General features: G+C 43.4%; 16 protein-coding genes, 1 tRNA gene and 2 pseudogenes. 8 read left to right on the top strand and 11 right to left on the bottom strand.

Annotated elements, in window-relative coordinates:
- The first annotated feature begins 217 nt into the window (after nucleotides 1–217).
- Together DC094_RS16140 and DC094_RS16135 are read left to right on the top strand one after the other, a co-directional pair.
- Nucleotides 218–1,579 (top strand): sodium-dependent transporter, encoded by a 1,362-nt coding sequence (locus DC094_RS16140; protein WP_116688155.1) that lies wholly within the window; start codon nucleotides 218–220, stop codon nucleotides 1,577–1,579.
- Between the two features lie 278 nt (nucleotides 1,580–1,857).
- Nucleotides 1,858–2,166: a DUF411 domain-containing protein gene (locus DC094_RS16135; RefSeq protein WP_206605681.1), complete on the top strand. Its 309-nt coding sequence runs from the start codon at nucleotides 1,858–1,860 to the stop codon at nucleotides 2,164–2,166.
- 51 nt (nucleotides 2,167–2,217) lie between these two features.
- Here the strand turns inward: DC094_RS16135 and DC094_RS16130 are convergent.
- A tRNA-Arg gene (locus DC094_RS16130) sits at nucleotides 2,218–2,298 on the bottom strand.
- 837 nt (nucleotides 2,299–3,135) lie between these two features.
- On the opposite strand from DC094_RS16130, the gene istA reads away from it, so the two are divergent.
- The 3 genes from istA to DC094_RS22160 all read left to right on the top strand — a co-directional run bounded on the left by istA (nucleotide 3,136) and on the right by DC094_RS22160 (nucleotide 5,812).
- Nucleotides 3,136–4,680, top strand: coding sequence for an IS21 family transposase (gene istA, locus DC094_RS16125; RefSeq protein ID WP_116688154.1), 1,545 nt, complete (start codon nucleotides 3,136–3,138; stop codon nucleotides 4,678–4,680).
- Between the two features lie 70 nt (nucleotides 4,681–4,750).
- Nucleotides 4,751–5,506, top strand: coding sequence for an IS21-like element helper ATPase IstB (istB, locus tag DC094_RS16120; protein ID WP_206605680.1), 756 nt, complete (start codon nucleotides 4,751–4,753; stop codon nucleotides 5,504–5,506).
- Between the two features lie 147 nt (nucleotides 5,507–5,653).
- Nucleotides 5,654–5,812, top strand: a complete 159-nt coding sequence (locus tag DC094_RS22160; protein WP_116688153.1) for a transposase — start codon at nucleotides 5,654–5,656, stop codon at nucleotides 5,810–5,812.
- A 140-nt stretch (nucleotides 5,813–5,952) separates the two neighbouring features.
- On the opposite strand, the gene gmtX is transcribed toward DC094_RS22160, so the two are convergent.
- Genes gmtX through DC094_RS16100 form a run of 3 tightly spaced genes read right to left on the bottom strand, consistent with a single transcriptional unit; the run spans nucleotide 5,953 to nucleotide 11,167 of the window.
- On the bottom strand, nucleotides 5,953–6,651 hold the full coding sequence (gene gmtX, locus DC094_RS16110) for a gamma-mobile-trio protein GmtX (protein WP_116688152.1): 699 nt from the start codon (nucleotides 6,649–6,651) through the stop codon (nucleotides 5,953–5,955).
- Between the two features lie 16 nt (nucleotides 6,652–6,667).
- Nucleotides 6,668–9,676: a VPA1269 family protein gene (locus DC094_RS16105; protein ID WP_116688151.1), complete on the bottom strand. Its 3,009-nt coding sequence runs from the start codon at nucleotides 9,674–9,676 to the stop codon at nucleotides 6,668–6,670.
- 9 nt (nucleotides 9,677–9,685) lie between these two features.
- Entirely contained in the window at nucleotides 9,686–11,167 is a 1,482-nt protein-coding gene (locus tag DC094_RS16100) for a site-specific integrase (protein ID WP_116688150.1), read from the bottom strand.
- Nucleotides 11,168–12,246: 1,079 nt separating this feature from the next.
- On the opposite strand from DC094_RS16100, the pseudogene tnpA (DC094_RS22280) reads away from it, so the two are divergent.
- The 3 genes and pseudogenes from tnpA (DC094_RS22280) (at nucleotide 12,247) to DC094_RS16085 (ending at nucleotide 14,098) form a co-directional block, all read left to right on the top strand.
- A pseudogene (gene tnpA, locus DC094_RS22280) lies at nucleotides 12,247–12,677 on the top strand (IS200/IS605 family transposase).
- A 168-nt stretch (nucleotides 12,678–12,845) separates the two neighbouring features.
- Nucleotides 12,846–13,274 (top strand): annotated as a pseudogene (tnpA, locus tag DC094_RS16090) (IS200/IS605 family transposase).
- A 218-nt stretch (nucleotides 13,275–13,492) separates the two neighbouring features.
- A complete protein-coding gene (locus DC094_RS16085; RefSeq protein ID WP_116688149.1) occupies nucleotides 13,493–14,098 on the top strand; it encodes an ankyrin repeat domain-containing protein in 606 nt (201 codons plus the stop codon).
- A gap of 608 nt (nucleotides 14,099–14,706) precedes the next feature.
- On the opposite strand, the gene brxL is transcribed toward DC094_RS16085, so the two are convergent.
- From brxL to pglX, 7 genes are all read right to left on the bottom strand, one after another.
- Nucleotides 14,707–16,773 carry a protease Lon-related BREX system protein BrxL gene (gene brxL, locus DC094_RS16080; protein WP_116688148.1) on the bottom strand — a complete coding sequence of 689 codons (2,067 nt, stop codon included), beginning with the start codon at nucleotides 16,771–16,773 and terminating at the stop codon, nucleotides 14,707–14,709.
- The gene (gene pglZ / locus DC094_RS16075; protein ID WP_116688147.1) at nucleotides 16,773–19,370 is read right to left on the bottom strand and encodes a BREX-1 system phosphatase PglZ type A; all 2,598 of its coding nucleotides are present in this window, start codon (nucleotides 19,368–19,370) and stop codon (nucleotides 16,773–16,775) included. The genes brxL and pglZ overlap by 1 nt, the downstream gene beginning before the upstream one ends.
- 65 nt (nucleotides 19,371–19,435) lie before the next feature.
- A complete protein-coding gene (locus DC094_RS16070; protein WP_116688146.1) occupies nucleotides 19,436–20,164 on the bottom strand; it encodes a hypothetical protein in 729 nt (242 codons plus the stop codon).
- 3 nt (nucleotides 20,165–20,167) lie between these two features.
- Entirely contained in the window at nucleotides 20,168–21,373 is a 1,206-nt protein-coding gene (locus DC094_RS16065; RefSeq protein ID WP_241504074.1) for an AAA family ATPase, read from the bottom strand.
- Between the two features lie 5 nt (nucleotides 21,374–21,378).
- The gene (locus DC094_RS16060) at nucleotides 21,379–21,975 is read right to left on the bottom strand and encodes a hypothetical protein (protein ID WP_116688144.1); all 597 of its coding nucleotides are present in this window, start codon (nucleotides 21,973–21,975) and stop codon (nucleotides 21,379–21,381) included.
- Nucleotides 21,969–23,108, bottom strand: a complete 1,140-nt coding sequence (locus DC094_RS16055; protein WP_116688143.1) for an AAA family ATPase — start codon at nucleotides 23,106–23,108, stop codon at nucleotides 21,969–21,971. The genes DC094_RS16060 and DC094_RS16055 overlap by 7 nt, the downstream gene beginning before the upstream one ends.
- Nucleotides 23,105–26,782 carry a BREX-1 system adenine-specific DNA-methyltransferase PglX gene (gene pglX / locus DC094_RS16050; RefSeq protein ID WP_116688142.1) on the bottom strand — a complete coding sequence of 1,226 codons (3,678 nt, stop codon included), beginning with the start codon at nucleotides 26,780–26,782 and terminating at the stop codon, nucleotides 23,105–23,107. The genes DC094_RS16055 and pglX overlap by 4 nt, the downstream gene beginning before the upstream one ends.
- Nucleotides 26,783–26,786: the final 4 nt, after the last annotated feature.

Genomic DNA, 26,786 nt, shown 5'->3' with positions numbered 1-26,786 from the left:
AAAAACAAACCTTTAAAAGCCAGGCTTCGGTCTGGCTTTTTTTGTTTTGCAATTCTGTGACTGACTGCACAGACTCGAAAAGCTACAGCTCATCCGGCAATACTGGAACAAATGTGCAAATGCACAGAGTATCGAGATAACTAAAGCGGCAACTTATATGGAAAATTAATTCCATATGGTTATCGGGATATATAACAATAGTAATAGTGGTGGTTGAATGAGTAGTGCAAACCAAGTGGTTGCCAAGACCTGGGCAACGCGTTGGACCTTTATCCTGGCTGCAACAGGTTCTGCTGTAGGTTTGGGTAATATCTGGAAATTCCCATACATGACTGGCGCTAATGGCGGCGGTGCATTCGTACTGACTTATCTAATCTGTATTGCGCTAGTTGGCATACCGATTATGGTCGCGGAAACTACTCTAGGTCGTCATGGGCGACATAGCCCAATTGTCAGCATGTTACGTTTGGCAAAAGAAAATAAAGCATCTCGAGCATGGGGTTTGATTGGTGTTGTTGGTGTTTTAACCGGCTTTTTAATCCTGTCTTTCTACAGCGTTATCGCAGGCTGGTCTCTGTCTTACACTATCGACGCTGCTACTGGCGTGTTCCCTAGCTTGCAAGGCGAGGCAGCGGGTGAGCATTTCGGTGCGCTGATTGGTGACTGGAAAAAGCTGACTATTTTCCACACCGGCATCATGGTAGTTACCGGTTATATCATTGCTAAAGGTATTCACGACGGCCTAGAGAAGAGCGTTCGTTTCCTTATGCCTGCCTTGTTTATTTTGTTGTTGGCTTTGTTGGCATACAGTGCCTTCACTACTGGCTACTTTCTTGAAGGTTTGAAGTTCCTGTTCACTGTTGATTTCGACAAGATCACCAGCGAAGCAATTCTGGCTGGCATGGGCCACGCATTCTTTACCCTGAGTCTGGGTATGGGTGCCATCATGGCTTACGGTGCTTACATGCCTGAAGATGCCAATATTGGCAGTACGGTGGTCACCGTAGCGATTCTGGATACCTTAGTTGCACTGGTTGCAGGTATGGCATTGTTCCCAATCGTGTTTGCCAATGGCATGGAGCCATCTGCAGGTCCGGGCTTGATGTTTATTTCTCTGCCTGCAGCATTTGGTCAGATTGCAGGTGGTGAAATTTTTGGCTTCTTGTTCTTCTTGCTGGTTGCAATGGCGGCGCTGAGCTCAACCATTTCACTGGTAGAACCTGCAGTATCCTGGATGATTGAACGCTTTGATGTAAGTCGTCCGGTTGCCACCTTCATCTTCTGTTTCGCAGTATGGTTGCTGGGTATGGCGACGGTGTTCTCATTCAACATCTGGTCTGATGTGATGATCTTTGGCAATAACATCCTCGATGCGTTGGATAAGTTGACTGCCAACATCTTGTTGCCGGGTGGTGGTATGGCGATCGCACTGTTTGCTGGCTGGGTGATGAAGCGGGAAGTTATCAGACAAGAGCTCAGTCATATGAGTGATACGCAATTTAATGGATGGTTGTGGCTGGTACGGATAGTTTCACCGGCAGCGGTATTCGCGATTTTCCTTAACAGCATTCTGGGCTAGTAGCGATTTTGCTAAGAACTGATAATTTGCAACTGAAAACCGAGAAGTTTCAGCTATAGCAAAAGCTTGCCAGATATTTAATTAATCCTTGACCCTGTCCTAGTGGCAGGGTTTATTTTTGTCTGCAATACAATTTTAAATCTTGTTTTGGAGTGGTCATGTCTCGAATCCTGTTTTCAATTGCACTGTTGTTTACTTCGTTTTCTGTGATGGCGGCACCGGTGATCGATGTTTACAAATCACCCACTTGAGGCTGCTGTAGTGGCTGGGTCAGTCACTTGAAACAAAATGGTTTTGAAGTTAAAGAGCATAATGTTCAAAGCGTTCACCCATTCAAAAAGAAAGCCGGGTTAGATAGCCGATTAGCTTCTTGTCATACCGCATTTATCAATGGCAAGTTTATAGAAGGGCATGTGCCTGCGGCAGATATCAAACGGGTATTGAAGCTTGATGGCGTGAAGGGGCTTGCGGTGCCGGGTATGCCAGCGCAATCACCTGGAATGGCTAAGCCTGGCGAAACCATTGAAGGTTTTAATGTTTATGCAGTTGATCAGGATGGCGGCATTAAAGTGTTTAAAAGCCACTAGAACGGGTCACAGATATAAAAAAAGCGCCGTAAACGGCGCTTTTTTTATATCTGGCACTCCCGACAGGGATCGAACCTGTATCTATCGCTTAGGAGGCGATCGTTCGATTAACCCCCTAACTTAGGTTACTACTTGTTACTACATGCTTCTTTTTTTGCTTGCTTTTAAGGGGGACACTGAGAAGTCTTCTTTTAAGGTGATGTTGTATTACCCCTAGCGAACATTTACCATTTTTTCGACTAGGGTCAGTGTTATATTTTATTTGAATATTTATTTGAGTACCAATCCCCCCCCTTCTCCCATATTTAAGTATTTAGTTTGTTTTTCAAGGGTATTTTATCGTAGACGACTATTTTTCACGATACTTTTTATTTAGAGAAAAAGGGGGGGGTGGTACACTCTAAGAGCCTAATTGACAGTCTATCCCTATGAGCGTGAGTACACACCAGCATTGCTCTTTTTCACGCTAGTCCGTCGTACTCTATGGATATTACTGATTTTATTTCTAGAGATAAACCCCATGATTCACTATCTATTTGCTGAAGAGTTGATGATTTATGATTAGCAAGGTTTGATTAACGGGGGAGATGATTGGTGTTCTAATCTAGTTCCTTCAAAGAAGGGGGGGGTATCATTAATCATTGAGATACCTAGAGCGAATGATTGAATTGCATATTCTTGTCCAAGATGAACCTCCATTCTTTTCTCAAGGTGAACACTTTTGCATGATCGCAAGAAGCAGTGTTCATTTTCAAGAATAACTTCTAATGTGCATATTCTGCCTCAATCTGAACAGTCATTCTGTTTTTATTTGAACACCTATTCTGTTTCAAAATGAACACCCATTCTGTTTTTATTTGAACACTTTTTGGCTCATTTCCAGAATCAGTGTTCAAATTGCCAGAACAACCCTAATGCATTGATATTTAACCCAACGCTACGCTTTCCCTGCCAACTCAGGAGAAAGCCATGTCAAGGTCGAGAATTAAAATGCGATATCTACGGGAAATCCTTCGTCTCAGATTTGAAAGCAAGCTGTCTATCCGTAAAATTTCACACTGCACCCGAGCCAGTGTTGGAACCATTCAAGGATTGCTTGCTACGGCGCAACAGCAGTCGCTCTGCTGGCCATTACCTGAAACATTAAGCGATGATCAGGCACTCGCTCGTTGCTTCTATCCAGAAGCTGACACCGCCATCTCAAAGCGACTAGAACAGCCTGACTGGCCTGAAGTCCACCATGAGCTCAAGCGTAAAGGCATGACACGCCAACTGTTGTGGGAGGAGTACCATGCGAAGTACCCAAACCGTAGTTATTGTTACGCTCAATATTGCGTGCATTATAAAAAATGGCTCGCCACTCAAAAGCGCTCCATGCGGCAAATTCATAAAGCCGGTGAAAAGTGTTTTATTGATTACTCTGGCCAGACCATGCCGATCATTCATGGCAGAACCGGTGAAATTAAGCAGGCACAAATCTTTGTTGCGGTGCTCGGGGCGTCAGGCTATACCTTTGCTTGCGCCAGCTGGAGTCAGCGCCTGCCCGACTGGTTAGATGCCCACGTTAAAATGTTTGAGTTCTTTGGCGGCGTACCCGAATTATTGGTGCCGGATAATTTAAAAAGTGCGGTAACCAAAGCCTGTCGCTATGATCCAGATAAAAATGTCAGTTACCAGCAGTTAGCCAGCCATTACCAGGTCGCGGTATTGCCTGCTCGGCCTTATAAACCAAAAGATAAATCCAAAGCAGAGCTCGCGGTACAAATGGTACAGCGCTGGATATTGGCCAGGCTCCGCCATCAACAATTCTTTAGTTTGGCCGCATTAAACCAGCGGATAAGCGACTTATTAATCGACTTCAATCAACGGCCATTCAAGCAACAAACGGGCTGTCGCGCCTCATTATTTAAACAACTAGACCAGCCTGAATTAAAACCACTGCCGCTTCACCCATGGCAATACCGAGATGTTAAGCGGGTTAAAATTCACCCGGATTACCACGTCCAATATCAAAAACACTTCTATTCGGTGCCGCATCATTTGGTGGGTGAAAAGCTGGAATTACACGCCGGTCAAAACCTGATTGAACTGTATTTGCACAATCAATTGGTCGCCAGCCATGCCCGGCAATTAACGCCGGGGACAACCATCTTGGCGATGCATATGCCCGAGCGCCATTGCCAGCACCAATATTGGAATCAAGAGACGATTCTGGCGAATGCCTTAAAACTAGGCGCGCACGTTCAGCTATGGATGCAAGAACGGTTTACTGAAAAACAGCATCCCGAGCAGGCCTACCGAATTTGGCTGGGCGTATTGAATTTAGGCAAAAAATACCCACCGCATCGATTAGATAAAAGCTGTGAGCTGGCATTGAAAAAACATTTGAATCGCTTGGAAAACCTCCGGTCGATGCTTAAAAACTGCCGTGACCAGCTGCCAGAACAAGACGAACTGGATTACCAATTACCGCAGCAGCATTTAAATATACGCGGCCCTGACAGTTTCCATTAGTGCCACAGAATCACACACGCAATCCGGTATAAAGGCCTATAACAGAACGCTGCAACCCGAGGAGCACCAAATGAACCGAACTTTAGAATTAATCCGAGAAATGCGCATGAGCGGCATGGCCGATGCCTTGATTACTCAACAAGAGCAACCGGCAACCTATCAGGAAATGGCCTTTGAGGAACGGTTGTTACTGTTATTGGACCAAGAGCATTCATGGCGAAATGGCAATCGTCATGCAAGGTTGTTGCGACAAGCCAAATTACGGCTGAATGCGCATTTAAAAGATATCGATTACCAGCATTCTCGAGGTTTGAATAAAAGCCAGATGGCTGAATTGGTTCAACTGCAATGGCTGGATCAAAAGCAAAACCTGTTAATCAGCGGGCCTTGCGGCAGCGGAAAAACTTGGCTGGCTTGTGCATTAGCGCAGGCCGCTTGCCAAAAAGGCCATAGCTGTCGTTATTACCGAATCAGACGAATGATGCGTGAATTAGAGCAGGCCAAAGCTGACGGCAGCTATCCCAAAGTACTCAAGCAAATCGCTCGTTATCAGTTATTGATATTGGATGATTGGGGGTTAGAACCGTTACAGGGCGGGCAAAGAAACGATTTAATGGAGATTATGGATGACCGCCACCAAAACAGCAGCACGTTAGTTATTAGCCAATTACCGACCACCGAGTGGTATCACAGCATCGGTGACAGCACGATAGCGGATGCGATTTTAGACCGGTTAATGCACAACGCTCACCGCTTGAACCTGAAGGGAGAATCGATGAGAAAAAAGGCAGGTGAAAAACTGGCTCAAAATGAACACTTGAGCTAGACATTTGAATATGCGGAATGCGTTAGGGTAATGGGTGTTCATATTGCGCAAGAATAGGTGTTCACGATCGCAGGAATAGGCAATTGAATTAGAGTATTCCTCAAAAATAAAGGGCTAACAAGCAAAGAACTAGAAATTCTCGCCATTATGATATATTCGAAGTTGATGCACTACACTAGTACAAGTCAAGTTCAGTGTTGTATCTCCCATATGACAAGGAGTTCAATGAAGTTCGTGCCATACAAAGATTACAAAGCGGTTACGTCTGATTTAAAGAAGATTTATCGATTGGTGACAGTTGCTTAATTTAGTGCTTTTTGGTGAGAAGTGGGATGAGAAGTATCCAAACATGATCGAGTCTTGAAATAGGTTCTGGGCGAATACGCTCTTTAATTACTCCTTAGGCATCCGAAAAGCTATTTATATATACGATCAATGTAATTAAGTCATTCTGTAAGCAATAGCTTTTCCGGAATAAGCTTTTCAATTGCTTCTTTTAATCCTGGCTCAGAGAGTACCTGATGTCGAGGTATTGCTTTATTTGAATTCAGTGCTCCATACTGGTCGAAGCATAAACCCTTGGCATTGTTTCCTTTTAAAAATTTCACAATAACTTCAGTATCGTACGCCTCAAGAGCAGGTTTTTTTTGTTCGTTCTGACACCTTTCCTGCTCTGATCCTGGGGGTAAAATCAAAGGCATTTTTTGTATTTCGCGAAGTGCGTTGTTTTCTTTTATTAGTGACTTGTGCTGGCCGAATATAATCATTATTTTGTGGCGCAAGACTGGATCGGATATTTTTACAAGATCGCTATCATTAACCAGCTGAAAGCTAAGATCAATATTCGATGAAACTTTCGAACTCTTAAATTCAGAAAAACGCGCCCAAGCATCAATTAAACGTGGATAAGGGTTGTTTCCACCGCGTCGGTTATAGATTGTTCGAACTGAGATAATTATCCCTTGGTTCCCGACAAGCTTTGCAACAATAGGGACTGAAGGGGTTGAGTTGTTTGCAACTAATTTCTTGCAAATATCATGAATTGTATTGAGTGTCTTTCTTGTATCAGTCCTTGTTGCTTGGTGAAGCAGGCCTTCATACAAACTTTGTACTTCAAGCTCAGTAGAGTAGTTTTTTTCCTTCATAGTATTAAGTTAGCTGTTAGTTGCAGCCGATCCCCTTCATTTTTTTTATCGATGAAGATAGCTGGGCAGTTACTTTTGAAAAAGAAGAGTCTACCCCCAATTCTTGAAGGCTTATTCGTCCATCACGTAAAAGGTTCAGATCTTCGGCATTGACTTGTGTTATTAAAACTTTTGCGAGTGCATCGGCAGCGCACTGTTTTTCTTTTTCGGAAAGAGATATGAGCATGAGAGGCTGATAATTATTATGCAATAGGATTGCATCAATAAACTGATCACGCTCTCGCTCAAAGTCTTCGTTTCTTTCATGGTGATATACTCGACTTGCTTGAACAACAAGATCTAACGAAGCAAAATTGCTTGGAGTTTCAATATAGTCAGTATTGAAATCGCTATTACTATCTAGAAGGAGTGCTGGCAGGTTTTCATTATGATCATCAATATTGCTTTCAGTTTGGACATGCTTTATTTTTTCAATAAGATTATGAGTAGCGTGCAAGGTATTCAAAGTTACATCTAACTCTTTTGAAACCTTTTCCATTAAAGCATCAGTTTTTTTTATCTCTATAGTTAATTCAGAAGGCAGTGTCTTATTCTGATTTAACAAATCAATACGTTGACACTTTAGTTTATAGACATCTTTTTCAACTTTTCGGAAAGCAGCTCCCTTTTTTTCTGATTTCAATATCAATGAGTTAGCATGAACCCATAACTGGTTCAACCATGGCAAACCGGTGATAAAATGTCTGCAGACCACGCAGTTCTTGTCATCGACACTTGTATAGCTACTCTTCTTGCCCTTTTTATTAATGATTTCTCCTCCGTCGTGGCATCGGGTTCCTGCGTATGGGCACACTCCAAAGTTTGTTGAGTCCCATAGTCCCGAAATACAAGTCCCAGTCGTAGATTTAATAGCATTGATTGCATCGTCTGAATTGTATACTGAATACTTTGCAACCTGGTCCCAAGATGCTTCTTTTAACCAGCTTACGTAACTTTCATGTGTGGAGTCTTCAACTTTCTTGCTTGCTTCATTAAGGATTTCGGTTATATGGCTCGGATGATGCTTGATATAGTACAACGTCATCAGAATACTCTTGTGCCCTGCGACTATTTTACTCAGCACCTCGAGTGGAACTCCCTTTTCGGCCAAAGCAGTCAAGCCTGCGACTCGAAGACAATGCGGCGTATAATAACAACTCTGAACATAACCACTTTGCTTATTTCTGGTTAAAACAAGCTGAACATCAACCCCCTCCGCATGCAATCGTATTTCAAGCTCTTCAATTAAGTCATTCCAAAATTGAACTAGTGCCTGTTTAGTGGGAGGCATTAGTCTGCTACCTCCTCTGGTTTTTTTTCCTGCTCTAAATAGGTAAAATCGATCAGGTATAGATTTTAATACTGAACTCGACTGTTTTCCATCGAAAATAGAGTCAGGGATGTCACGATACCGAACAGGATCAGTTTGAGGGTTGTATTTTTCTTGCCAAGCTCTAAGGCTGTGAAATAGTTGGATCACATTTGTATTTTTCCAGGGTATTTCATATCCTGAGTGCTCACCGAAACCTTCTTGCCGATCCGAAGTTTTGTTACTGTTAATATAAAGGCTTAACGATGGAGTTAAGGACCCAGGGATTTTTTTCTTACGTAATACACCTCGGTTCGCAACTTTCACAGCAGGATTGTTTTTCCAGTAATTTGCACAGAAATGATTATTCTTTTTCCATTTATCTGTTTTTGGAACATAGGTGTGCTCATCTCCCTCGCCAGAATCTAGCCTTAGCACTTGAATTTTTCTTAAGGGTATTTCTAGCATTGTTAGATACAAGTAGGTAATAACAGGAATCCACACTTTATTTCCAGCCTTATCTAAAATACCAGGGTCATACTCAGAGGACTTAAGTCTTGGCCAAGCAAAATCATCTTCGGATAGGATCTCTTTCAGTCTTTGGACAATCCAAAGGGGCGGAGCTGCTTTAACTGATTCAGTTGGCGCGGAATATGAGGATCTTCCTAAATATTTTATTTTAAGCTCAGTTATTTTATGCAGCGGTATAATAGAATAAGAAGTTGTAAGATCCCCCCTATTTTTACCAGAAAGATGTTCGGCTATGTACCAGTTAGCAAAGTCATTATTGTATGCAAGGCTAGAGATCACTGTTCGAGCCGTGATTTTGTTTTTCTTAGCAGAATTTTCCAGCCAAACTCTAAAATTTTCATTGCGATATGACGAAAAGTACTGCATTGGGTGACCGATGAAATCATCTCCGAGATATTGATCAACTAAATAATCTTTAAAGTTGCTAAAGGCCCGACGATATTCTTTTGTAGAGTAAAGTTGTTTGAACTCAAGGTAACTCTTCCAGTATTTTACCCACTCTGACATATAATCAAGTCCGCCATTGAACAGATCTTTTGTGTTGCCATATGCATCTGAGCGCTGAACTGTTACGACCTTTTGAAAAGAAGAAGAGTCGTTTATAATATCAGCAGAATTCGCAATCTGTCGCAATGCTTTCTGACTGTGTGAATCAATATCATCTTTCCAGCGATTTTTTTCAGTCCGCAACGGTGTAATGAAAGCCTCGAATTGTTCTAAGGCCAAGTCCCGTATTGAATCAATCCCTGTAATAATATGTAATACACGCAAAGCAAAAGCTAAATTAACGTCAGCAGACCGCCTTCCTCCTTTAGTTTTTATGTTGTCCAATTCATTTGTATGATTAAAAATATTAAATGTCTCATTAAAAATTTCACTAGGGCAGCCTCTTGAAAATTCTGTCACTGGAATCTTTTTCCCGCAAGAATTTTGGTAAAAAAAATAGCTATTTATATCAATCGCATTCTTGTCAATAAGATTCTCCAAGAAAGGGATTGCGGAAAAATAATTTTTTAAATCAAGTGTGCAGTGGTTTTTTTTGCGTGTTCTTACAAAAAGTTTGAGAATGTTCTTACTGCCTTCAGTATGAGAAGTGACAGAATGATCAAATCCAAAAAGACCAGAAATTTTAAAATCATCGCCCATATCATCCACCTATATATTAATGTTTTCTGGTAGCGTAGCGGTTATCGTGAATTCGCTTAGCATCGCTCTAATTTTTTCTGAAGACAATGTTTTGTAGGCTTGTTGTGAATTGATTGTTCTATGATGAAGACATTTTTGAATTACTTTGTCAGTAACACCAGACATCATCATTGCTTTTGCATAATGATGTCTTAAGCAGTGAAGATTCATGTTAGAGCTTCTGCCGCGAGGTATTTTAATATTTAATTTTTTTTGAGTTCGATCTAGAGCTTTGTCATATGCTTTTTCAAGCGCAGCCAAAGAAAGTGGAGCACCTTCGAAGCTTTCACCGGTCGTTCTATTTATTCCAGCGGCTACGAATAAAAAAGGATGATCGGTGCCATGGTTTTTTTTGTATCTTTCTAGTAAAGGTGCGCGATAATAATTCAAATATATAGAATAAAGCTTTGCAAATATGGCTTGTGATGACTCATGGAGCCAAAATGCTTCAGCACTAAACTCTTTGCGATCTACATCGAGCTGCTTCCAGCCTACTTTGTAGTTTTTATTATTGTAATTGTCATTACGAGGTCTTAGTTTTCTTTGAAGCAGATAAGTACGCCTATCGTATTGTTCTCCTGCTATTTTTGTTGGTGCAAAGGAAGGGTGCCGAAGAGTAACTCTGCAATGCGAATCGAATGGAATAATCACGTCACTAACCCAAAGATGCAGAGGCTCCCCTTTTCTCAGGCCTGTGTGCACTAACAAAAGAAAAATCATTTTTGCTGTGATATCTTCACGTTCGAAAATGTTTGATGCATACTCATTCTTGATGAAACCATGCTCAAGGATTGGAGATATTAGTTCGGTGGGAAAGCACTTATAATCATTTCCAGCTATTAGTGAGGAGGAAGGATCATCGCCGAATTGATATCCAAATCTTGTTTTTTTACTTAGTAATCTTCGTGCTATGTTTCTTGGGTCTTTCAGATGCTCTAGCATCGAAAATTTGGCGATACTATATCCTGCATGAAGTTCTCTGAGAGTGATCTTCTCACCTTCGCGGCATTTAGAAATGTAATCCAGTAATCCTGAGTGCTGATCTTTTTCAAATTCAAGCCAAATTATAAAATTTTCAAGCGCTGCACTGATTCGTTTTGCTACACGCAGTCCGGACGGTGCCCAGTACAGGCCTGTTGTGTCTAAATGTGACTCAGGATCGATGGTCCCAAAACAAAAATCTTGAACGAACTCTCTAAGAAGAATTTTACTCGAATGAACTTTTCTATTTCTGGCTTTATCATAGTCATAGAACAACCCGACTGCTCTCGCTACGTTTCTCTTCCAGGCATCAGAGTTGGCAGAATATCTGACAAAATAATCAACAAGAGCCCACATTACGTGGTAACCGGCGCTTGTTCCCAAGTAAAGAACAGGTATCACAGTAGAATGTTTGCCTGCTGTTCTTTGCCTAACAACAACATGATTCCTTGCAATTGGAGCTATTTTCATTCTTGTACTCCTAGTATGTACATTCGTGTCTTAAGATTAATTTTTTACTCACTAGTGGCATGTTTATGGGACATATGCACTGATGGCGTAAATTTCAGCATAAATTATTTCAATATTTTTTAATCGTAAAGTTATTTCTTGTGAATCGAATATGTTTTGAAACTAAATGTTACTATTATCATGTGCAGGAATGTTTGCATTTGCATGCTGCTTTTATTTTTAACTAAGAATTCAGATAACTTAAGAGATAGATCATAGGCATTAATAAAATCAAATTTTATTTTAAAATAACGATCAACATAATAGATTAATTCTACTGGATCTGGAGGAAACAATCTGCTTGAAAATATAGCTTATATGTAAAAGCAGGTGGATTTCACAAGTGCTGTTGCAGGCGACCATTTCTTAACTGTTGGGTTGCATTTCTGGTATTTAAATTGGCGTTTCTTTAATGTGAAGTCAACCCTTCATTTCAGCTGGTTTTTTCTAGAGATGTGTGGATCAGATGCTGGTTTTTTAGCCTTCAATTTTCGAGCCAACGAAATACAGGGCGAACGACTAAAAAAAGCCTGTGATATGTTAAGGTTATGATATTTAATTAATAATTCTCTTTGTATTACGCCGACATAGTCTGTCTAATATTTTATTTTATTTTAACGCTTGCTGATTTTCATGTAATGCATTAATAGTTTGTTTGGCGCTGTTGTTTGTGCGAACATGACTTCTGAAGAGATTGTTTTGCTATGAGTTTTTTGACTATTTCAATCAAAGAGATTGTGATTTTATTCAGGGAAGGCGCGATTTCCGAATGTGAAATTATATGTGGCAATAGGAAAAGGTGGGAAAGCAACAGCAAATATTTCCAGGTTTTTTTTCAAAGCAACAGTTATAAATCATAGGTGCGTGCTTGCTTCGTTTTGTGAAAATAAACAAATTAAAACATTCAAATTATTTAATTCAGGAGTAAATGTAGTTAGCTCTTTTGAGAATTGGCTTCACGAAAGTGACTGTCCATTGTTTAATCTCTTCGGGTTTAATTCTCCGCCGCTTGCGGCGTGATTTTGGTATAATATTTTGCCATGATCGAGTTTATTCATAAGAGCCATAATGTAACTATTTTCCTATATTATCTTGTTTTTACAGCTAAATACCAAAGGGTTGTGTTCAATGGTCGAATTTAAAAAGAATTAAGAAACGTATGCCTTGATATTGAGTTGAAATATGAAGTTACATTCCTTGAGATAAGAACAGACGGAAATTATGTGCATTTTTTAGAGCAATCGGTGCCATGTACAGCGTGACGAAACTGGTAAGGCTTATGAAAAGTATAACGGTACGAGAAATATTCAAGCGATGCCCAGAAGTGAAAAACTAATTGTGGAGTGGAGAGTTTTGGTCGGATGGATATTTCGCTAGTGCGGTGACGAGCAGATGATTGGCAAATATGTAAAAAAACCAAAGAAAAAAGTACGAAAATTTACATCAAGAAAATCAGTTGGCGATTTTCTAGCAGGTTTGCACTAAAAATACCCCGCTCCGTAAGAGGCGAGCCACAGGCGAGAGGGCTTGCCCTGTTTTATTTATTCTCCAATGATAAGGTTAAAACCACCGGCTTTAGCCGGTCAGCTTTAGCTATGATAATTTAGCGTTTCGTTTGAAGGGCTGAGTGGGCAGTGTTTTGGAATATCGCTACGGAAGTCATACTGCGTTTAAAATTCAATATCACTTTGTATTTGTAACGAAATATCGTTATTAGGTACTCAAAGGTGATGTAGGTTTAAGAGCTAGAGAGTTGATAAGAGAAACTTGCCAAGCTTTTGAAATAGAAATTTTGAAGGGTGTGATTAGTAAAGATCACGTCCATCTTTTTGTGTCTGCGCCACCCAATATAGCTGCAAGCGAAATCATGCGTCGAATCAAAGGAAGAAGCTCAACAAAGCTTTTTGAGAGTTTTCCTGATTTGAAGAAAAGATACTGGGGTCGGCATTTTTGGGGGAGGGGTTATTTTTGTGTGACTTCAGGTGATGTGACGGAAGAAATGATAAAGGAATATTTAGAGCATCATTTCGAGCCAAAAGTAGCAGATAATTTCCGAACGGAATGTTAGTCGCCAGCAACGGGTCTTGGACCCGTATCCGGACTTTCAGTCCGTAAGACGAACCCACCGGCTTTAGCCGGTGGTTGTTGAGTTATTGGGTAACAGATTAAACAATCAGCTAATTTCGTTTTTGTTAACTTCTGTGACAGATACTGTACCTATTAAATCTCGGCTATTATTGAATAAAATTGAGGTTTTCACCGTTACTGAAAGCCGTTGAAACAGGCATGCCTGATATTGTTGAATCTGTGCTTGATATGAGAGCGGAGGTTGACTTGCGCGGGGACACCGATGAGCAAACTGCACTGAACTTCTGCTTAAAGAATATTGGTATGCTTAAAAAAACAACGAAACAATGCCTTGAAGCATTCCAGCAAATACGTCCAGATGACCCGGTTTTGATTGAAACAGTACGTCGAAATTCCTTCAGTATGTTCGGTTCTACTGATAGTGAAATCAAAAAACATCTTCAGCAGCTTGCATCAGACCCTACAAGTCAAGAATGGATGGACAGGTTAAGAAAAAATGATATTGAGAATCAGAAGCAGCGTTACGACTACAAAAAACTCCTGCAGATTTCCAAGCTATTGCTGGAGAGAGGTGCAAACCCTAATGCAGTTCATACCAGCCCGGTTAATGGTCATACTCCTCTAATGTTGGCTGTAGAAGTCAATGAAGCTGAATTAGTTCAAATAATGCTCACCAAAGGTGGGGATCCATATCATTTCTGCACTAATCCATTGTTCGGAGATCAGTTTAAGGTTGATTGCTGGACCATTGCTAGCATTTACAAATCCCATGATGCTCTGAAGGTTTTGGGTGAAAAAAGATAGGGACAAGCCTGCATAAGTGGGCTTATCAGAGCGAATGCAACCCTTGGATAGAAATGCTTATATGCATACAGCAGCTCGTAACCCGATTCAATAGAAGTACTCCAATAAGCCCCGAGTAATGGTCGGCTTGGTACAGTCATTGGAGAGCAGCTTTGCAGGGTGTAATGGCAAAGGATAAGGATCCTTAAAGCAAATCAATTGAGGAAAAAGCTAGCTGCAAATCTAATTTCGTCGACCAGCTCTACTTTTAAACTCCGTTTATGCTCAAGCTAATTAGCAAACTGTCAGATTCGGACGTGTCGATTTTATGTCGATTCAATCGACATATTGCTAGGCTAGCTGCGCCCCAAGCTAAATAATTTACAATTGTTAGCGAACAATCCTGCAAGACAAGGTTTCATCAAAGCATTTATTGAGCATCATATTTGCAAAATAGCTTAAGCACTTCAGGTATGAAAAGTTATCATAAGGTCGCAGAGCTTCCGCTTTAACATGCTGCTAGTCCAGCTAGCCCCGTTAAAAGCTACACGCTGCTAATGCTGGTTACACAGTGGTAAATTAGCGAAGCCCCTTAGCATGAACAACTAAGGGGGAGGGCTTTTAGAGTTTTAATCAACACCAAGCGTTTTAAACACGGCGTCTACGGGGTCAGCGTAAAAACTGCTCTGAAACTTGGTAAACAACTCTGGAGGAATGGTCGCTATATCAGCAGCATTACTGACTGGGAACGCGACTCGCTTGGCTCCGGCATCAAAAGCCACCTGCAGGTTTTCTGCAAGACCAGTTACTGGGTTTACATTGCCACCTAAGCTAAGATTTCCGAGTACAACCATCTGGTTTTGAACCGGTTTTTTGAGCAAGCCAGAGGCGAATGTAACAAGGCTAGCCAATCCTAGCTCTTTACAGGCACCAGTATTTTGCAGTTCAACAAAGTGAAGGTGGAAATCGTAGTTGAGTACTTTTGCAGAAGCACTGATTCGTCCGATGTTCGCCTTAAAATAGTCAAAGGCTATCTTCACCGTTTCTTTTGCAGAAGTATCACTACCAAGGCCAGACAAAGCCAACTTGCCACTACCGGGTGAGACTTGAAGTTCAAGACGGTACAAACCATTTAGACCACTAGTTCCTCGGCCAATGGTGTAGACGAAACCAGGCTTTGATTGCCCTTCCGGAATAAGTGCTCCGCCACCTTGCTCCAGCACCGAAACAAAGGTTTCATCCATCGATTCATTATCGATGTAGCTGAAATGCACATCATAAAATTCCATACCACCAAGCTTCTTCAGTTGCTCCTTCACACGACGTCGACATTCCAGTGCGTAGATCAGGCAGGCTTTAACAGCATCTTTATCAAAGTTGCCATTGGGATATAGCAGCTTCAACAATCCTGATGTAGTTCGTCTAACGGCAATGGTATCTCGCTGATTCAGGTTATTGCCCAGCTTGAAGTAACGGTCTATTGCATCTGCAAAGTTGCGTTTGCGCATTTCACGCATGTACTCAGCAAGGTAGTCAGTGATTAATCCATAGCGGTTAGTAAAAAACTCCGGTCGCATCTTAGGAATTTCCCAACCGGGAATATAAGCATGAAAGCGATCAAAGAAAGCCGTATCAATCATAGCTTCAGGGAAAGGGGCCAGTAGGTGGCTGGTTTTAACAAGTTGTTCAACCGATTGGTTGATATTGCCAATAAACACCATGGAAGCTTTTGCTTCAATAGAATCTTTGCCGCGAGCAAACGATCCAGACGCCATATAATCTTTCATGATCTGTACGCCGTCACGGTCTTTAAAGCGAATACCTGCCACTTCATCGAAAGCAACAATATCCCACATTCCCACTAAGCCAACTTGGCGGGAACTCATGTTGTAAAAAAGGTTGGCAACGGTCGTCTGTCCACCGGAAACCAGCAAGCTGTTGGGCGAGCACTCTTTGTAAACATGACTCTTGCCTGTGCCTCTTGGGCCAAGCTCACAGATGTTATAGTTGTTTTCTACAAACGGAATCATACGAGCGAGCAAATGCCATTTTACTCGGCCATCCAGGTTGTCCGGTTCCATACCAATGGATCGGAGCAAAACATCCATCCACTGTTCCTGGCTGAATTGCTCTCGAGCGCTAAACAGTTCATTCAAATCCATAGATGGCATCTGAATTGGCTTCAGTGTCAGAACCGAAAATGGTGAAATCTTCTGCCCTTCTTCAAAATAATATTGAACCGTGACAATGCACCAAATCCCACCAGTTAGAAGCTTTTCATTCTCTTTAACTAGCTTTGCAGGAACCACCGCATCCTTAATACCAAGGTTAGATAGCGTTGCTTCATAAACATCTTTTCTCTGGTTAAGCCGCACACTGACTTTATCAATCACTTTATAAGCGCCACGCTCACGAATCAGTGATTTAATCTTTTCAGCCTCATCGGGGCGAACATAGTTCTCGGCCAGAATACGTTTCACATTCTCCATGCCATCCCGAATCAATTCGTCATCATTGGATGAACAATACATACCAAGTAGGTACTCAAGCACATAAACAGGGACATTTGCCCCTTCTTTTAATTGCTTGGTCAAATCCTTGCGAACAATGCGGCCACTGAACTGCTCAATCAGCAAGTCATCGACGTTAGCATCCATGTTGGCACCTTGGGCGGCTGGGTTTGAATCACTCATCATTAGTCAAAATCCATACTGAATGCCAGGTTGATCGCTACATCAACCCTAGCTTCTTCAATGCCGGTCTCAGCATTCTGAATCACCAACGCATACCGTCTCTGGGTATCGTAGGTACGGTTATCAAGCGTCAGCCAAAGGTCTTGAACTTTATCGTCAAGGCTTGACGATGTGCTAGTAAGCTGAATCATTTCGATATTACTGATGGCCTCAGGGTCGGACGTCGTGTCGTAAAGGCCGACCTTTATGGTCAACGGTTTGACACGTTCACTGACCGTCTCTGTTTGAACTAGCTGGAACCGGTAGCGTAGCGTGCTAATTCGGAAGTTCTGACCCATCACAGTCACCCCCGTGGTTCGGCTTACGGCGACTTTAGCTTTTTTACCTGTGAGCTGGCGTACATTGATTAAAGGTACAATCACTTCCTGAGGCATGGCACCGCCATGAACAAAGCGAGCACCACCAATAAAATGGAAGCGCCCAATCCCTTTCGGCAACCAGAAATTTAACTCGGTATCCGCTCCAGAGGTATCGGCAAGCTTGCCAAGATAAGCGGTATCGTTTTGATCTAACTTATGGCCAATCACGTAACGCTTTTTCTTCTCAATCAGATCAGCTGCATCGGTACGACCATGATTATTGATATCAGCCGGAGCGCTTTCCTGATAGAGGAAGCCATGATCTGCAGTCACAAATACCTGAGAGCCGTTCAAGCTGTTAATAATTTTGTTACAGATTGCAGATAAGTCCCTGATGGAACTACGCACCGCATCAAAGGTTCCACTTTCTGTGCTGGCACTGTCGCCAATGGCATCCACCTGATTGTGGTAGATATAGATAACCTGATAAGGACGAACAAACTCTCGGCCTTCATCCTTGCGCATCGCCATAAACTGCTCTGCCTTGATGGCTGTACCGCGAACAGCTTCCAATAGTTGTTTTCTGTCTTCAAGAGAAGCAGATGGCTTCCCGTTTACCATTACCCGGTTATCTTTATAGGTAATGGATTTGTGAGGGAGTAATGCCGCCATACCCAGCTTGGTGTAAGAGGGAAGAACCCCCAGCAGTGACTCAAGGTCAGCGCTGACTCGGTTGCTGCCCTTCAACTCTCGCGTCAATTCTTCAGCGGCTTCGTAACGGAAAGCATCGCTGATAACAACAAATACACGACGATCACCAGGCTTGCTGAGAATCGGACTCACTTTTCTTTCAAAGAAATTTTGTTGGTTCAAAGAGCTTTCAATTCGCCAATTACTCAGGAAGTCATCTTCCAGAAGCTTGCCCCAACTTAAAGCGAGAGGTGTCAGGTAACGCTGGCTGTATCGGGCTTCTACTTCAATAAGGAGAGGCTTAAGCAAATCCCAACCCTGTTCGCTGATATAGCCACAGGACTCGCAAAACAAGCGATAGTACTGATCAATCTTGAAAAATTGCTGCTGATAAAGGGCAGTACCTTCAGTAGGATCAGAAAAGCTGGGCAGATCATTGACGGTCAATGCCATAAAGCGGGCTGCGACTTCCAGAGCCTTGTAAACCTGTTGAAAAGCACTACGGCACACATAATCATTGTCTGACAGCAATTTGGATGCCCAGTAACTGCTCTGGCGCTCTTTCACCCGGTTGCAATAAACCATTTCATTCAAGCTATCTGCTTCTGCCAACAGCTGATCCCGCAAGCGGCTGGCAATGAGCTGTTCAATCAGCATAAAGCCGCTGCAAGAGAACAGCTTATCTGTCTGAAAACTGGCCAATTGTTCTTGTAATTTTAGGATGTCTGCAGCTTCTGCACTGAGCTGGTCATAGGTTTGTGAATAGCTGGCACTGTCACGCCAGCGACCGAGGCAAACAACAACATTGCTTTCAGATGTTTCTGGAAGACGAATAGCTTGCATGCTAGTTGGCACAGCTCCGACGCTATAATTCAGGTCGGTCACCAGCATAGACAGTAATAGGTTCTTTAACGAAGGCTGCTCGGACTTATAGCCGAAAAGAGTTTCAACCTGTTGCCAGAAACTTTGCTCTAGCCCGAACTTAGCAAACTCGGTAATAGATACGCTGTCACTATCCAGAGAACCTTCAACGGCAAGCTCTTGATAGAGAGAGATCAGTAATGAAGGAAGATCATTGGTTTCGCATTTTGCCAGAACCGCCATCATTTTTCGGTCCAACATGACCACTTCATCGCTAGCGATAACTCGTTTTTTCAGAGCGTTCAGTCGAGCCTTACTGGCAAAAAACTTCTTTCGCAAGCTGATGTGATCGCGCAATGTCATGCTTTCCAACCCCAACTGTTGCAACAGCTGTGTACTGCGATCAGCAGCAAAAGGAGCAGCATAGAGACGTATATTTAACAGCCAGTCATCTTCCAGAGCCGGTTGATGATAAGGCTCATAAATCAGATATCGCTGGTCAGCTGAGCCAAGCTCCAGATCCACTTTTACTTTCAGCTTAGGTTCAGTGTTCAGGTTGATCAGTTGAACAGCATCAGGCACCAGGTCACCGATAGACTCCAAATACTCTGCATCTGGATCTTGCCAAAATACAACACGATGGTCTTGAAACAGTCGGGTGAGGTTTTCCTGAATTTCAGGGGATTGCATAAATCGCTCTCATAACTGCCAGCTCTGAGAATTGAACTGGCATTACTAATTGTATTGCTGGCAGATTATAAAGTACCTAATACTTTATCCAGTTTATCTTTGAAACAACCAAGACTGGGCATATCGACAATCAGGCTGATGTCGATCTCACCACTTTTTACTTTTTCAGCTAACAATTCCCTGCTGGCGGGTTCTCCTAAAGCAGTATCAAGCTGATCTTTCAAAGGATTCTGTCCATTATCATTGCCGGACTCATTTTCGAGACTCTCGCAATGCTGATAGTTATTTCCAACGGCACAGAGCAGCCAGGCTTCAGATTTTGGTTTGGGAATCATAGGTACGCCGCTATCAAAGCCCTCTCTGGAAAAACCATCGAGCATTGAGTCCCATTTGGCTTTCCACTCGCCACGCCCTGACGATTGCGTACCGTCACTGTCCCTAAACAAAACAGCAACTACGCTGTCTTGTTTGTTGGTAGAAACGTCTTTGGCGATTTGAGCCATGGCTCTGGCATTGTTGTAGTAATAACGTGTTTCATGTTCGGGGTTTTTCTTACCACGTAACGCTAAAGATCTCCGTGAAGAACTTGCCTTGGCTTTAGCTATCAGCTGAGGTTTGGGAATAAAACCACAAAGTTGATTTTCTATATGTGATAGATATTGCTTGCGCTCTGTCCACTGATCGACAAACCATGCCATAGGACCTGGTAGAAATTCTTCACCTTCGCACACATCTTTAGTAGCTGTGCCTTGGCCCATATCGGTAGGGCCTTCACCACTGAACAACAGGTACATCAGTTACTCCTGCTTCAGTGAGGCAATCTCATTACCAAGCTGGCCGAGATCTGTGTCGATAAAGACTTCTCCTGGCCCCATTACCGTCAGTTTTTCTTTCAGTGATGGAATGCTAAAAAACGGTATGGAGCAGGTGTAACCTTCCCTTGTTTTATAAAGATACTGCACACTGTTCATAGCCACTTCATCTTCCATAAAGTTAAGAATCATCGGGCTATGTGTTGTAACTAATACTTGTTGTTCAGCAGTCACCAAAGTGTCAATAAGGTACTCAATCAACTCAGGATTAATGCCATTTTCAACTTCATCGAATGCCATAAAACTGTGTTCAGTCATCAACTGAGCAAGAATGGCCATAACCCGAAGCATGCCATCGTTCATGTGGCGTGCTTCCGTTGGCAATTTTTGCCCAGCAAAATTCTCTGCAATATTCAGCTCTTTCCCACCAGAACGAAGTGCTTTTGTGTCAATGCTTTTAAGCTTGGGATAAGCCCCTTTAAGTTTGTCACTAAGCTTTTTCTTTTTTTCTGAGCTCATTTCATGAATAAAGGCAGATAATCTCTGTCCGCCTAACCCAAGCCCACCCTCGCTACTTTTGGTTTTTTGCCTCAGAGATTGCGGTGCCAGCAATTCCAATGATCTGAAGCCAAGTAGAAAATCTTTTAACTTTTGCAGTTCACCGGAAAGCTCTTTATCTAGCAATTGAGATAAAATCGAGCCTTGGTAATTAAAGCGAATCGGCTGGTAGGTTCCGCCCAGGACGGCATAGGTTAAACCTTTAACAATCAGTAATCGCTCGCCATCACCCATACTAATTTTTTCAAAGGTGCATTTCAGATCATTAGGATTAAAACTGGCCTGCCAAGTCAGCTGCGTTCCATCGTGCAAAGAAAAAGTAGCGGAAAATTCGATCACTTTTTTACGCGATATTTTCATGGTGCCATCTTTATATTTTTCTGGAATTCCTAATTGGCAATTAATTTCTGAGGCTTTCCAGTCTCGTTCCTCCAGCCATTTGTCCAGATTTCCTTTCACTTGTTGCGCAAGAAAATCCAGAAATTGCAGAACGGTTGATTTACCTGAGCCGTTTAAACCAATTAGGCAGTTGAAACCATGTAAAGAGAGTTTGAAGTCTACTAGCGACTTGAAATTGCTGACTTTGATTTCTCTAAGCTGCATTACAGTTTTTCTAGCCTGTATTCTCTCCATTTCAGTCAAGGTGTGACTCCTAATGCAATGAGTTCATCATGAAATTCTTTGGCGCTTGGGCAGGCTGGATGTTGTGCGGCGGATGCGATGGAAAATGCAAAGCCGCCACTGCTTTGCTTGCGAACCATACGTTCTGCAAATTTCGGCTTTCTAGATCCAGGACCGCGCTTTTCAAATCGGTTTGCCAGTTCTTTCAGGTAATCCCAAGGTAAATCTGGCGTCGCTTCCGGTGCTGGTTCTTCAAAGTTATCATCCTCCAGCCATAAGCCCATGGCGGCCGTATCTGCCAGGAACCAGGCTTCAATCGCTTTCACAGCAACAAAGACAAGATTTGTGTGTTTTGTTCCGATTCTCTGGCGAACAGCCTGAACAGAAGGCTCCCGTTCACGGTCTGTAAGAATAACAATATGATCAGGTTGAGAAATGGAGAGCTGACGAACCATCGGGCCGATATTCTGAGGAAGAAGATTACCGCCTCCAGTAGCATTGACCACAGGATGAATTACCTCAATACCTTGCTCCCTTGTCCAGCTCTGAAACCCTGCGGATTCAATAACAACCTTTTCAGTAAAGCCTTCAACAATAAACCCGACCTTTACCACGGCAAACCTCCATCGAAGAAGTTCATCAGCCAAGCTTTATCGAGATTAAGGTCGTCAAGATCAGCGCTGTTTTTCGCTGCATTTTTCAATGAGGTTTTACCGTTCACCTTGTTAACCAGCCACAGCTCATCAATCTTGCTGCTACGCACCACTGACTCACTATGAGTTGTTGTAAATACCGGCTGATCAGTTGAAGCATTATCACGCATTAAAGAGACAAGCTCGGCAATAGCCTGAGGATGAATGCCTCGCTCTGGCTCTTCAATAAACGTCATGCCAAGAGAGCCCTGACGGCTCAACACTCCGGTCATAATACATAGAGCATAAATAGTGCCATCTGAAATGAGGTTGGCGGGGAAAGGTTCGGCTGTTCCTTTCTCCTTAAATTTCAACGCTGTGCTGCCATCCAGCTTCTGCTTCTGGGTAGAGACCTGCTCCATGCCCGGCACCAGTAGTTCCAGCCACTCGGTGATCTCTTCTCTGGCATCGGTGTTTTTCAACAATTCACCCAGCATGGAAGCGACATTACGACCAAAAGTATCCAGTTCATTTGTTTGTGTGCTGGAGGAATCCGGTTCCTTCGCTAACTGTGGGTCAAAACGGAAGATGCGGATATTGGTTATAAAGTGATAAAGAGGCAGGTCACTCTTCATCATGAGAGCAGAAACATCCGATGGATAGGGCATGTTCTGCCACGGCTCATGCTCGATCTGCGAGTTGTGCTCGTAAGTGTCCAGCATCTTCACTTTCAATAAACCGTCTTCACGATCAAGCACCAAATGACCATCGACTGATAGGGTTTCCTTCAGTTTTGGCTCTTTGGTGTCCATATCGTCTACGCGCACAAAATAATGGTAAGTCTTGCTCTTGAGAGTGATCATGAGTTCGAGAGATGCGGCTGTCCGGGCTTTTTTAGGTAGCTTAAAACAATGAATCTGCTTGAAACCACCGGCCTTACTGATAGCCTGTTTTGCACCTGACTTCACGATCTGCCCAAAAAACGCCAACCCATCCGCCAGATTACTTTTACCGGCACCATTCGGCCCCGCAAACACAGCAAAAGGCGAAACATCCTCCAGCAAAATATCCGCTGCGCTTTTATACCCCCGTAAATGTATCTTCTCTATTCTCATGCCTTCTTCCCGGTCACGTCATTAACATTGGCCAGCAGGGTGCCGAACTTGTCGTAGTTCACCTTGACCCCGTCATCCAGATCCAGCGGGATGCGCTGGTCGGTGTAGTGGCGTAGCTGTTCGTCGTATTTACGCAGTTCCAGTTGTTGGTTCTGGCGCAGGGTACATTCCTTTTCCATCTTCTTGCGGGCGGCGGTAGAACTGGCGGCTTCGATGTTGTCTCGCAGCAGCTTGATTCGGCTCTCGTACTTGCCCAGCAAGGGCTGCACATAATCTACACGCATTCTTGACAGTGTACCCTCATTGTACCGGTGCAGGTAAACCAGGCATTCAAAGGCCTTGTGTTTGCCGGAGCTGAACAGCCAGTAGATGGGGCGCTTCTTGTAGGTTTTCAGATGGTCTTTAAAGAAGTCTTTGCTCAGATAGCGGCGCAGGGCATCTACCGGAGCTTCGCCGGATTTTATGCCTAAGCCTTCTGCTAAAAACCTTAGGTTCTCGTCTCGTTTCTCACGTGGCCAAGCGGTTTCAATAAACTTTAACAGCCGGTTGCAGACGTCGTCGGCAAACCAGTCGGTGTCGGTTATTGGGATAATGCCGTCTTCGTCGGGGGTGAATACGTTTTCAGTTTTCAGTGGGCAGTTTTCAGTTAAAAGCTTTTGCTCTTCACTGCCTACTGATAACTGACTACTGCTAACTTTTCCGTCATAGACTTCCTGAAAATCCTGACCTCCCGAATGGGCATAAATCAGGCCGGGTGCGCTGAGTGAATAGCGCCCCATCATGCAGCCGATGGCGTAGCTGACCAGTTCGCGCATGGTGTCGGTGCGAAACAGGGTCTCGTACTCGGCGTCTGTTTTGCCTTTGGCATAACGGTAAGGCGGGTTGACCGTTAAGGTGATTTGTTCGATGGGTACGTCTGGTGTCAGTTCATCCTGCAGGCCATAGGCATCGATAAACAGACGGTTGTTTTCCTCTTCCAACTGCTGCATCTGGGTGATGGTTTGCTGGTTTTGGGTTTGCCAGTATGTGTAGCTTTGTTGGATGGTGGGGTGTTGGTCGTTGGTTGCGATGAGTGGGTTGGTTTGGAAATTTGTAGAACTTTCCTCTGAGTTCCAGTCTACTTCGCTAACCCTAACAGCTTCTTTAGTCGAGTCTCGAATCACTTCTGCACACGAGGTCGTCAAAAGAGGAAGTGACGAAATATGACCGCTTTGGAAGTCAATTGTTGGTGAAAGAATTTTTAAAACAGTCACACACACCTTGCTATTCAAAAAACCAACAATATAGTTTTCGTCGCCAACAAAAGCACAAGGACTTGTTGATTCAAAAATATGACCAGTCTCAAACCGTCTAAACGATGGTATGTGCGTAGTAATTCTCGACCACGCTATACCTGACTTAAAATAGTTTTTTTCATTACGAATATTTGAACCTTTGTGCTCTCTAATCCTCTCACCGTTATTGTCCCACACAATCTTATAATTGTTATTTCCGTACCACTTCCTAAAGTCACCTCCTTTTAAACAAGCAACCCATTTATTAGAAATAGAATTTACTTCCCACCATAAACGAAGGAACAAATCATTATCACCAGTATCCAATCCTTTCCCGATACTCCCCAGTTCAGATAATGGCGTACCGCTCGCAAATGAATTTCGCATGTTTTGGCTCACCCAGTAAGCAATAGGGCTGCCGGGTATCGTTCTCAAAACACTTTGATCTAAAGTGTACTCAATACTTTCATCTCTATTGATGAACACCTGATGTTTGTTCGCAGATTGTGGAGCGGAATTAAGATTAACATATGTGCTTTTTGCTTCTGAGATAGTGTTATTTCTAATCGAAAAAGCAGCACACTGTACAATTTTTGAATTCAACTCAGGAAAACTGTTATAACCAATCTGAATCAGTGATGAAAACAGCTTGTTCTTTATAATTGATTCTCGCATTACCTGGTAGCTAGACAAAAACATCCAGTTTTGAATAGTCACCATAGCGTTATGCCCTTCAGGCTTCGCTAAGGTAAAACCACGTTCAATAAAGCAAGCAAACAGATCGGCTTTAGCATCTTTATAAAAGTCTTTAGCAAACTTCTTCAAAGTCGAGTTCATGCCTTTACCGCCCATATACGGCGGATTAGCCACCACTGCATCATACTGAGCGGCCAACAGCTGAGCCGGTTTCAGAAAACCTTCCATCACTTCCCGAGCATGGCTTTGAGCAAGAGCATTACCACTTTCCAACACTTGCTCCAGCAGGGTTTCCAGCTGTGGCAGTTTGGCTTTCAGTTCTTCCGGCACAGTGAGCAGGGAACCAAAGGTGGTGCCATTTTCAAACAGCTGAATCAGTGCTTGAATATCACTCACAGCTAAACCGCTGGAGTGCGTTACACCCTCATCGACACCACCAAACAACTGCCCACTGCCAACTGCCAACTGCCCACTCTCAACAGCACTTTCACTATGAACAGCAGCCCGGTACAACTCTTCAGCAATGGTTTGGTCATCCAGCTCACCACTGTCGTGCAGCGCAGCAATATTCAGCTTAGGCGTGGAGCTAAGAACCCGAGGGCTATCCGCTCTGGCTTTCATCAACAGAGCAAAGCCCGCCATTTGTGCGGCGCGAGTGTCTATATCCAGCCCGAAGAGGTTTTTCTCCAGAATCAGTTTAGGGATTTTATGACGCGGATAACCCCGCTCCCGATACAGCTCTTTAAACAGGTCGTAGGCTTCCACCAGAATGTGGCCGGAACCACAGGCGGGGTCTATCAGTGTGAGCTCTTCTGGGTTGAGTTCATCCGGCGTAATGGCTGCCAGTTGCTGCTGAACACTTTCCGTTTGCTCGGCGGGTTCAATGTAGTATTCCAGCTTCTCTTTCAGATCAGAATCCGGATAGGTGGCCAGCCACTGGGCACCGATGCTGTTTTGCACCAGATATTTCACAATCCAGTTAGGGGTAAACAGCTGGGTGGCAGCGGGAATATCGGCGGTGCTCACCACCTTGCCCATCACTTCATCTTTGCGCTCGCTGATGTAGAACTGGTAGAGCCAACCGATGATTTCGATCTCCTGCCAGTTGCTTTCATCAATACGGTTCACCAGCTGGCGAATCACCGAGTCGGAGTGCAGCAGGTTATCGGGCAGCAGCAGTTCGGTTTCGTCGTCTAACCGTTCAAACAGAAACGGCATGGCGGTGTTTAAGGCGTTGCACTGGGCGATGAGCAGCATGCGGTAGAGTTCGGCGTCTTTATTGCCGTCCAGTTGCAGGTCAATCACCTGTTCTTTGTTCAGGCCAGGTAGCTCGACATGGCTGGCCTGTTGCAGAATTTCTGGCGTGCTCTGGCCTTGTGGGTGTGAAAGTACCCGATAACCGTGATCCAGATAACCGTGAATCTCCATATACCGAATCGCCACAAAGCGGTTAAACCAGGTGTAGGCCATGGCCTGTATCACCTGATCAAAACCTTTGAGGTTGATCCGCTCCACCAGTTTTTTACGCAGGGGTGCCAGCGCCACTGGATGAGGGCGGCCATCAATCATTAGTACATCGCCTTCTACTTTTGCTTCGGCGATGTTCTTTTCGGTAATACCCAACGTGCGGGCACGGTTGGTGATGGCGGTGATGAAATCCCGTCGTGCGGCTGGTGCGTAGGCTTTTAGTTGGGTGCGGTTCATAGCT

The sequence above is a fragment of the Pelagibaculum spongiae genome (genome assembly GCF_003097315.1).
Classification (GTDB): domain Bacteria; phylum Pseudomonadota; class Gammaproteobacteria; order Enterobacterales; family Pelagibaculaceae; genus Pelagibaculum; species Pelagibaculum spongiae.
This window is presented reverse-complemented; position numbering and strand designations above follow the sequence as displayed.